This window comes from Novosphingobium indicum (genome assembly GCF_014645195.1).
Taxonomy (GTDB): domain Bacteria; phylum Pseudomonadota; class Alphaproteobacteria; order Sphingomonadales; family Sphingomonadaceae; genus Novosphingobium; species Novosphingobium indicum.
Genome location: NZ_BMLK01000054.1, coordinates 1 through 8,460, shown reverse-complemented (window position 1 = coordinate 8,460; position 8,460 = coordinate 1). Strand labels below are relative to the sequence as shown.

Here is an 8,460-nt window from a genome sequence, read left to right as displayed (position 1 = left end):
GGCCGGCGGCGAGCAATTGCGCTTCGGCAAAGTCGATCATCGCCGGTGGGCCACACAAATAGGCTTCGTGCGCCGCCAGGTCTGCAACGCCCGCAATCTGCTCGGTGATCAGCCCACGCGCCCCTGCCCAGTCGCTGTCTGGCTCTTCATCCGACAAGGCCGGGACGAATTCGAAAGGGGCCATCCAGCGTTGACGAAGGGCCGCAATTTTGTCGAGGGCATAGAGATTGGACTGACGGCGCGCACCGTACAGCAGGTGCACCGCCCGGTCTGCGCCCCGGTCAAGCGCCTGCTCCAGAATCGAGATAATCGGCGCTAGACCACTACCCCCGGCGATGCAAAGAATGGGGGCAGTGCTGTCCTTGAGAGCGAATTGCCCATAGGGGGCGGCAACCTTCAGCTCCATTCCGGTGCGATCGGTGCAGAACAGCCAGTCGGTAAATGCGCCGCCCGGAACGTGCCGGATGTGAAAATGCAGTTGCTGGGTGGGGCCGCCAACCGTCGCGAAGGCGAATGAATAACTGCGTGCACCTTCGATGCCGGGAGCGGTCAGATCAGCGTATTGTCCGGGAGTGAAGGCCAGCGGCCGGTCCAGTTCGATGGTCATCCCGATTATATCCTCGCACAGCCGTAGCGCGGCGACGATGGTGCCGCGATATGCAGCAATGGCGATCCCTTGCGAGAGTGGCGCATCAACCGCGATTGTCAGATCCGAGCGCGGAATGGCCTGGCAGGCGAGGCGAAAGCCGCGGCGCAGTTCTTCGCCCTCAAGTGCAAGGGCCGACGGGCTCAATTCACTGATCTTGCCGGACAGGAGCTTGAATTTGCAGGTACCGCATGAGCCGACCTTGCAATCGTGCGGCATGGCAAGGCTGAATCCCAGCATCGCTTCAAGCAGGGTCTTGCCCGCCGGAACGTCTAGCGGGGAGGCCAAGCCTTCTACGGTGACGGTGTTCATCTTGGATTTGCGCAGGAAAGAAAACATTGTCGGGTTTGTCCGAAATGGGCGGGCGGAATCCGCAGTTGCGAATTGTCGCCCGAACGAGGGTTGACGATTGGCCTGGCGTTCAAGTGCTGGCCAGCCAGCGCGGCCAACCAGCCTGTGCGTTGGCCTGATCCGCCAGCTTGCGTTCGCCGGGGGTGGCGAAACATTCGTCCCAGTCCTTGAGGCGCGGTTGCGCGATGAAGCGGAACCAGACCGGCGGGATCAGTCCGGCGGCGAAGCACAGGAACAGTGAGGGCATCTGCGGCGCTTGCGGTTCGGGCTTCAGCGCATAGAAGGGAATATGCCCGTCAAGGTGATGGTTGATGTGGTTGGTGATTTCCGCACCGATCGGCCGGACGATCGCGCCAAGGTGGTTCCAGGCGTGATGGAGCTCGATCGGCGCCCCTTCGACCCGGATCAGGCCATAGTGCTGGAAGTAGTTGAACCCCTCCACGAACATCTTGGCCATTACCATCGCGCCGACAGCGGTCAGCGCCGCGCCAAGGCCTGCCGTCAAGCCCACAAAGACGATGATACTGCCCGATAAGAGCGGCAGTAGCCACACCGGATTGCGCCATCCCAGCGAAGCATGGCCGAGCTTGCGTAGGATTTCGGCCGACTTTTCCCAAGTATCCTTGTAGGAACCCCAAGTCGCCTGGAACACGAAGCTGTAGATGGTCTGCCCGCGCCGAGGGGTATCGCTATCCTTGGCCGTGTCGAGATGGACGTGGTGGGTGACGATATGGGCGATATCGCGATTGGGGTCGCCGTAGAACGCGCTCAGACACTTGGCGACATAGCGTGGAAACCAGTGGCGGCGGTGCATCAGCTCGTGCGCCACCGGCAGGGTCGGCACCGCCGAGAGCCAGCCCAGGCTGAGCAGCGATCCGGCCAGTTGCCAGCTTGAATTGTCGGCGCCGGTGATCGGGTTGATCGCGGTCGCAACCGATCGGGCAAAGGCCCAGACCAGCAGGATCATGCACGGGAGCTGGAGGTACATGGCGAAATCGCCAAGCAGTGCCGTGCCCTGCGCGCGCATCTTGTGGTCCGCCGGCAGCAGAATATCCAGCGTCATCAACACCGGAAAGGTCGCCGCGCCCAGCCAGACGTAGCTGCCGCCCAGCATGAATCCGATAACGCCCGCCAAGGTCATGCCCGGGATGAGAAAATAGCGCAGTCCGTCCATCGGATTTCTCCCGAGTTATTCTGTTCTGGCCTTGCCCGTCGAGGCAAGGGTGAGGGCGGCGGCGGGCCACCGCCCTCGGGCCTTCATCAGTACTTGTATGCAAGCTTCAGGAACCATTCGCGCGGACGCGAAAAACTGGCTGTCGCTGCTCCGCCGATGTCGAGATCGACGTAACCGCCCTGGATGTACCGCTTGTTTGTCAGGTTGGTGACGCCGCCAGTCAGGGTGAAGTGCTCGCTCTTGTCGGTGAACGAGGCGCTGGTCCCGAACACGCTGTAGGCCGGCTGGAACAGCTGCGGGTTGTTCACGGCGTCCTTGAACGTGCTGCTCTGATAAGACCAGTCACCACGCAGGGTCAGCTTGCCCATGCTGCCTTGGTAAACGTCAGCGTTGATTGCTGCTGAAGCCGTCCATTCAGGGACGAAGGCGAACTTGGAGTCCTTGGTGACCGGGGCTGCTGAAAGGTCGATATCGGTATAATAGGCATCAAGATAGCCGACACCAAAGGTCAGGCGCACTTGATCGATCGGTGCAGCCTCACCCTCAACTTCGAAACCCTTGATCCGGCCTGCACCTGCGTTACGAACCTTGGGCGCGATCCCTTCGTTCACGACGATCTGCATGTCGCTGTAATCGGACAGGAACGCAGCCAGATTGAGCCGCAGACGGCGGTCGAAGAACTCGTTCTTCAAGCCGACCTCATAGGATTCGACGAACTCGGGCGTGAATGAGGGGGTTGTTACCTCCGCGGGGAAGATGCGCTGGCTGAACCCACCGTTCTTGAAGCCTTTCGAGTAGGACGCATAGATCAGCATATCGTCTGTGATCTTGTAATCTATCGAGACAGCTGGGGTCCATTCCTTCGCCTTGGCCTGGACTTCAACAGCCGGCATTGTGTGGTTGCCACCAGGGTTTGTGGCTGATGGTGTGCATCCGCCTGGGAGCGGGAAGCCAGCCAACGCTTCGAGACCTGCAGTGCCCGGGGGGATCACGCCTGGCACGGCCTGACCAACAAGGCACTGGCTGAAGGCGATAAACGCCCCCTGGGGGTAGAGCGAAGCAAGAATTGGATCGGAGACGGATCGGTCGACGAACGTAACCTGGCTCGATGGATCGTATCGCTTTGTCTCATTGGTGTAGCGAATACCTGGTGTAATTGAAAAACGATCTGTTAACTTGAATGTCGCTTGAGCAAAGGAAGCAAAGCTATCATTATCGATGTCACCACCAGTAATGAAGCGGGCAAAGCCGAATTCCATTGGGGTGTAATCAGTACCCTTTTCCTTCAAGTAATACACGCCTGCTGTAAATTTAATTCGATCATCGAGCAGACTTCCGTTCAATTGCAGTTCCTGGGAGGCCTGCCAGACGTCAACGTGTAAAGGCAGCTGAAGAATATTATGTGGAGTCCCGTCGAAATCGTACTCAGCCACAGTGCTCTGGTCGCGATAAGCTGAAATTGATTTTAGGGCAAAGTCGCCGAGTTCGTAATCCAGAGTTAGATTAACTCCCCAAAGATCAAGGTCCGACTGGTTCTTACCACCAGCCCATGTGGTGTCTGGATCACCTGTGATCCAACGAGTGCTTGCACACGCTGGGTTATCGATCGGCGCCAAAGTGCCAGGAGCACCAAGACCGCTCCAAGGCGTTCCGCAACCTTGCCCGGCTTGCGTGATCTTGTTCCAGAAATACATTGAGCTTGGTGCGGCAATCTGACGATTGGATCCGCCCGGAGGCGCGCTGTTCGGAACATCGACAAATCGCAACGGAACAGGTTGGTCCCGAAGTTCGATCAATGAAATGGCTGTTTGCTCTTCGCGGCGGATATTGATGTCACCGCTCAGGTTGACGGTTAGCTTGTCGGTCGGTTCCCACTTGAAGGCAAGCCTGGCACCAAAGCTGTCCTTGTTGCCCTGTCGGCCCCCATCGGACAGCCGGCGTTGAAAGCCATCACGTGTTTCATAAGAGGCAACAGCCCGCATTGCTAGATTGTCACTCAGCGGTAAATTGACCATGCCCTTGAAATCGGCGCGATTGAAACGACCGGTGGTCGCCTCGAGCCTCAGGTCGAACTTGTTCTGTGGTTGGACCGAGTTTACTACAATCGCGCCACCAATCGTATTTTTACCAAACAAAGTTCCCTGAGGACCACGCAGAATTTGCACACTTGCGATGTCCGATATGTCGAGCAGTGCGCCAACGGAACGCGCAACATAGACACCATCTACGTAAACGCCCACGCCTGGATCCACAGTAATGTTGAAATCAGTTTGGCCGACGCCGCGAATGAACGCTGTTATCGAGGCACTTGAACCTGAAATGTTGGCGACCGGCTGGATGTTCACGTTGGGCGCGAACTTCGATACCTGCGCGACGTTGTTGATCTGCCGCGATTCCAGCATTTCAGCGTTCATCGCGGTGATCGCAACAGGTGTATCCTGCAAATTTTCGGCGCGCTTGCGCGCGGTGACGATGATTTCACCTAGGCCGCCTTCGTTGTTCTGCTCTTCGACCTGCTGCTCGCTCGATGCCGCTTCCTGAGCATATACGGCCATGGGGACAAGGCCTACCTGCCCGACAAGCATCGATACGCTAGCACGCAGCGCTAGCTTCCTTAAATTCAAGCATCCCATTTTTTTTTTCATTCGTTTTCTCCCTATTTAAAGTAATTCAGAACAGTGGATCTGCGATCGTGCCCTTCTTGCTTGGCACCTATTGGCGGTTAGGTACCGTAAGATTTCCTGAGACATAAAGGTTAAGGACGGATTCAGATGTAAATGTTCAGGTTTTTGCTGAGCATCACATTGTGCTTGAGAATCGCGCGGCGTTTGACCAGTTGAAAGGCGTGGCCGACTTGGCGCCAGATGTCAATACGGTTGCCAACCAGCGAATCCTCGTCGCGTTCGTTGCGATTGCGATAAGCATAGAAGTTCGAATAGACTCGGAACTCGTCGGCCTTTTCCGTAAGCTCCACCTCGACGTTGGTGATGATGTGGGTGTAGCGCGTCGCCGGATCCTCCGACCAGGCCGTGCCAGTCTCGAGCCGTGAAAGCCGCTTGAGGATTTCGGGCTTGCTGTCGTTGTAATAGGCCATCCGGGTCAGGTCGGTCACCTGCTCGGTCTTGTCGCGGCGATAGCGGGTTTCGATTCCAGGCATGTGGTAATGCAGGTCTTCCGCCAGCATCTCGGCCCAGTCGGCATAGTTCTCGGTGTCGAGCAGGCGCGCTTCGCGATACAGCGTCTGGGTCAGCGCGTGGGTCAGTTCGAGCGATGCGGCAGTGCCTTCGCGTGTGCGCTTGAGGGTTGCGGTGTCGGTCATGGCTGTAGTTCCTCTCAGAGCGCGAACAGGCCGGGCAGGTCGCGGGTTTCGGCCACATTGCCAAGCCGCGGTTCGGGGCGTGCCGGCATCTTGCCGAACTCGTCATGGGTCATCATGTCGAGCCAGCGCTGGTAGAAGCCGCGCTGGTTGGCGTCGTTGTACTGCCCGCGATAGACAATGCCCGGCAGGGTATCGTGCTCTATCTCGCGCCCGATGCCGCAGCGATAATGCAGGCGTTCATGTCGGGTGACTACACCGCGGTTGACCGTGGTGCAGTTTTCCCAGTTTTCGCCATCGTCCATTTCAAACGTGCCACCGGGGCCGAAGGTCTGCATGACGCCCTTGGTGACTTCTTCCTTGATGTCGTCGGGCATGGCCTTGTTGACGATCACCCAGGTCTTGAGCTCGAACTGCATCGGCCCCTTGGGCTGCCACTGGCGGAAGGTGGAGATGCCGGGCAGGAAGGACACGTTGGGGAAGATCGAGGCCGAGGCGACCGAGCCGAAGATCTTCGAGCGCATTTCGCCCAGGCGTTCGGCCATCTTCGGGCGGATCTTGTTGTAATAGTCCATGACCTTGGGGCGGCCCAGCAGAACAAGATCGCCCACGCCTTCGGTGCCGAATTCCCAGCCGTGCCCGTTCATGCTGGCGTGATAGGAATTCTGCATGTCGATCGGCGGGAAAGGCTGGCCGTTGTTCATCGATCGTGCCCCTGAATCATGCGTCCAGCCAGCGTGATAGGCGTCGCCGATGAAGTTCTCGACCCCGAACTTCCAGTTGGCGCTGATCACCGATTTGATGCAGCCACCGATGAATTCGGTGCCGCCTTCCTCGTTGTCGAGGATCATGTCGAGATACCACCGGAAATCGCCCAGCCAGGCTTCCAGGCTCGGCGCATCGCTGTTGAACGTGGCGAACACCAGGCCCTTGTAGTTGCCGACCTTGGCGACGTTCTTGAGGCCATGGTTCTTGAAGTCGATATCGCCCGCGTCGTAGCAATATTCCTCGTGCATGCCCTTGAGGTCGCCGGCGGTGTCAAACGCCCAGCCGTGGTAATTGCAGACGAACCGACGAGTGTTCCCGGCATCGGCGAAGCAGACCTTGTTGCCGCGATGCGGGCAGGAATTGAGCATGACCCGGATCGACCCGTCGGGCTGGCGGGCGACGATCACCGCATCTTCGCCCATGTGGGTCGTCAGGAAGTCTCCGGAACTGGGGATCTGGCTTTCGTGGGCAACGAACAGCCACGACCGCGCGAAAATGCGGTACAGCTCCTCCTCGTAGATGTCGGCATCCGAAAAGATCCGGCGGTCAAGCCAGCCTTCCTTGAGGTCCATGTAGCGTGAATAATCCGGTTCGCGGCCAATACGTTCAATTCGCATGATAGATCTCTCCAGTTAAGATATTCAGAAAAAGGCGTTGAGATTGCTGTCTGGCATAACCGAGTGGTCAAGCACGATGTCGCGCGAGGCGAGCAACCAGCAGCTACCCTCGCTACGCCACCGGTCGGTGCGCCCCGCAGTGAGCAGGCGGGTAGTGCCGTCGATCCGGTTCCGGTGCATCACCAGCACAGAATGGACCCGCACCTCGTTATCGGCCTGGTTGGCCAGCACCTCGACGTTGGAGACAGCGCGGCGGATGTAGTTGGGCGGATCCTCGGCCCAGACGAAGCCGGATTTCAGGCGATCCACCCGCATTTTGAGCCGACCCAGATCCTCGTTGAAGATTACCCCTGGGCCAAGTGGCAAAGGCGGCGAACGGTCAGCGCGGAACCTTCGGCTCTTCAGTTCCAGGCGATAGCTGACGTCTTTGCCAAGCATGGCCAGCCAGCCTTCGAAATCTTCGTTGTCGAGCAGCCGGGCTTCGCGGTGGAGCGCCTGGGTAACAGCAACGATCACCTCCACCGGTGGAGGGGCAAGCGGCCGGTCAAGCATGCTCGGCTCCCTGTTCGGTCAACGAGTTGATGTTGTACGTGGGCACTTCGGCCCAAGTTTCCGCCATCATGTGCTCTTGCCAGCGGCGGTAGAAATAGCGCTGGTTGTGCTCGCTCACCAGGCCGGCGGCGATATCGCCGGGCAAGCCCTCGCGCTTGCCCGAGCGGCCCAGCGCCATGTTGGTGTAGACATCCATTTGCGCCGTGCGCCAGCCGCGCGACTGTTCAGTGCAGGCGGTCAGATTGTCGCCATCGTCGTTGTCGAACAGGCCTGCCAGGCCGAAGGTCAGGCACTGATTTTCGAGGATCTGCGCTTTCACCGCCTCGGGCATGTCGTTTTCGGCCATGGCCCAGGTCCACTGCTCGATCTGCCCGGGACCCTTGGGATGATAGACCCGGAACCAGTTAAGCCCGGGCAGCAGCTGCAGGTTGGGGAAAATGGTGATGTTGACCTGCGCCCCCCAGACCTGCTTGCCGCGCACTTCGCCCAGACGTTCGATCACCGTCTGGCGGTTGGCCTCCAGGTATTCGAGGATCGGCTTGGGATCGGGATAGAAGGCATAGCCGGAAACGCCGTCGAGCGCGCTCAGGACCATGTGCCCGTTCATGCCGGCGACCGACAGTCCGCCATCGAGATCGACCCCGGAATTGCCGACGCTGAGCCCGGTGAGGTCCATCGACTGGACCGCCGCCATCGCGCCGGCATGGGCCCAGCCCAGGTGATAGCCATCGCCGCAGACGTTCTCGACTGGCAGCTTCCAGTTGGTGCCCAGCACCATCTTCTGAGTTTCGCCGAGCAGTGCCGATCCGCCCGGCATGGCATCCAGCCAGACATCGAGGAAAAATTTGGCATCGCCCAGATAGTCATCGAGGCTGGGCGAATTGGAATCCCAGCAGCCGAACACGAGGCCCTTGTACTCGGCCACTTTCGTCACAGGGATCAGGCCGAACTTGGTGCGGTCGAGTTCGCCGAAATAGGCCTCGTTTTCCAGCGGCACCCCGGAAAGCGCGCCGTCCGGGGAAAAAGACCAGCCGTG

The 8,460-nt window shown here is 59.1% G+C and carries 7 protein-coding genes; all 7 read right to left on the bottom strand.

Translation table 11 applies throughout. The features are described from left to right. Positions 1 to 985 (bottom strand): 2Fe-2S iron-sulfur cluster-binding protein (locus tag IEX64_RS23575; RefSeq protein WP_188823843.1); only part of this gene is annotated, 985 nt, incomplete at its 3' end. Between the two features lie 82 nt (positions 986 to 1,067). Continuing rightward, positions 1,068 to 2,171, bottom strand: a complete 1,104-nt coding sequence (locus IEX64_RS23570; RefSeq protein ID WP_188823841.1) for an alkane 1-monooxygenase — start codon at positions 2,169 to 2,171, stop codon at positions 1,068 to 1,070. A gap of 86 nt (positions 2,172 to 2,257) precedes the next feature. After that, positions 2,258 to 4,816 carry a TonB-dependent receptor gene (locus IEX64_RS23565; RefSeq protein WP_188823839.1) on the bottom strand — a complete coding sequence of 853 codons (2,559 nt, stop codon included), beginning with the start codon at positions 4,814 to 4,816 and terminating at the stop codon, positions 2,258 to 2,260. Between the two features lie 122 nt (positions 4,817 to 4,938). Then, positions 4,939 to 5,490, bottom strand: a complete 552-nt coding sequence (locus IEX64_RS23560) for a 3-phenylpropionate/cinnamic acid dioxygenase subunit beta (protein ID WP_188823838.1) — start codon at positions 5,488 to 5,490, stop codon at positions 4,939 to 4,941. Between the two features lie 14 nt (positions 5,491 to 5,504). Then, a complete protein-coding gene (locus tag IEX64_RS23555) occupies positions 5,505 to 6,872 on the bottom strand; it encodes an aromatic ring-hydroxylating dioxygenase subunit alpha (protein ID WP_188823836.1) in 1,368 nt (455 codons plus the stop codon). A gap of 24 nt (positions 6,873 to 6,896) precedes the next feature. Next, the gene (locus IEX64_RS23550; RefSeq protein WP_188823833.1) at positions 6,897 to 7,424 is read right to left on the bottom strand and encodes an aromatic-ring-hydroxylating dioxygenase subunit beta; all 528 of its coding nucleotides are present in this window, start codon (positions 7,422 to 7,424) and stop codon (positions 6,897 to 6,899) included. Then, positions 7,417 to 8,460 (bottom strand): aromatic ring-hydroxylating dioxygenase subunit alpha (locus IEX64_RS23545; RefSeq protein ID WP_188823831.1); only part of this gene is annotated, 1,044 nt, incomplete at its 5' end. The genes IEX64_RS23550 and IEX64_RS23545, both read right to left, overlap by 8 nt.

Coding starts and splice junctions, on each gene's coding strand:
- IEX64_RS23560 (WP_188823838.1), bottom strand. CDS start 5,490: ATGACCGACACCGCAACCCTCAAGCGCACACGCGAAGGCACTGCCGCA.
- IEX64_RS23555 (WP_188823836.1), bottom strand. CDS start 6,872: ATGCGAATTGAACGTATTGGCCGCGAACCGGATTATTCACGCTACATG.
- IEX64_RS23550 (WP_188823833.1), bottom strand. CDS start 7,424: ATGCTTGACCGGCCGCTTGCCCCTCCACCGGTGGAGGTGATCGTTGCT.
- IEX64_RS23565 (WP_188823839.1), bottom strand. CDS start 4,816: ATGAAAAAAAAAATGGGATGCTTGAATTTAAGGAAGCTAGCGCTGCGT.
- IEX64_RS23570 (WP_188823841.1), bottom strand. CDS start 2,171: ATGGACGGACTGCGCTATTTTCTCATCCCGGGCATGACCTTGGCGGGC.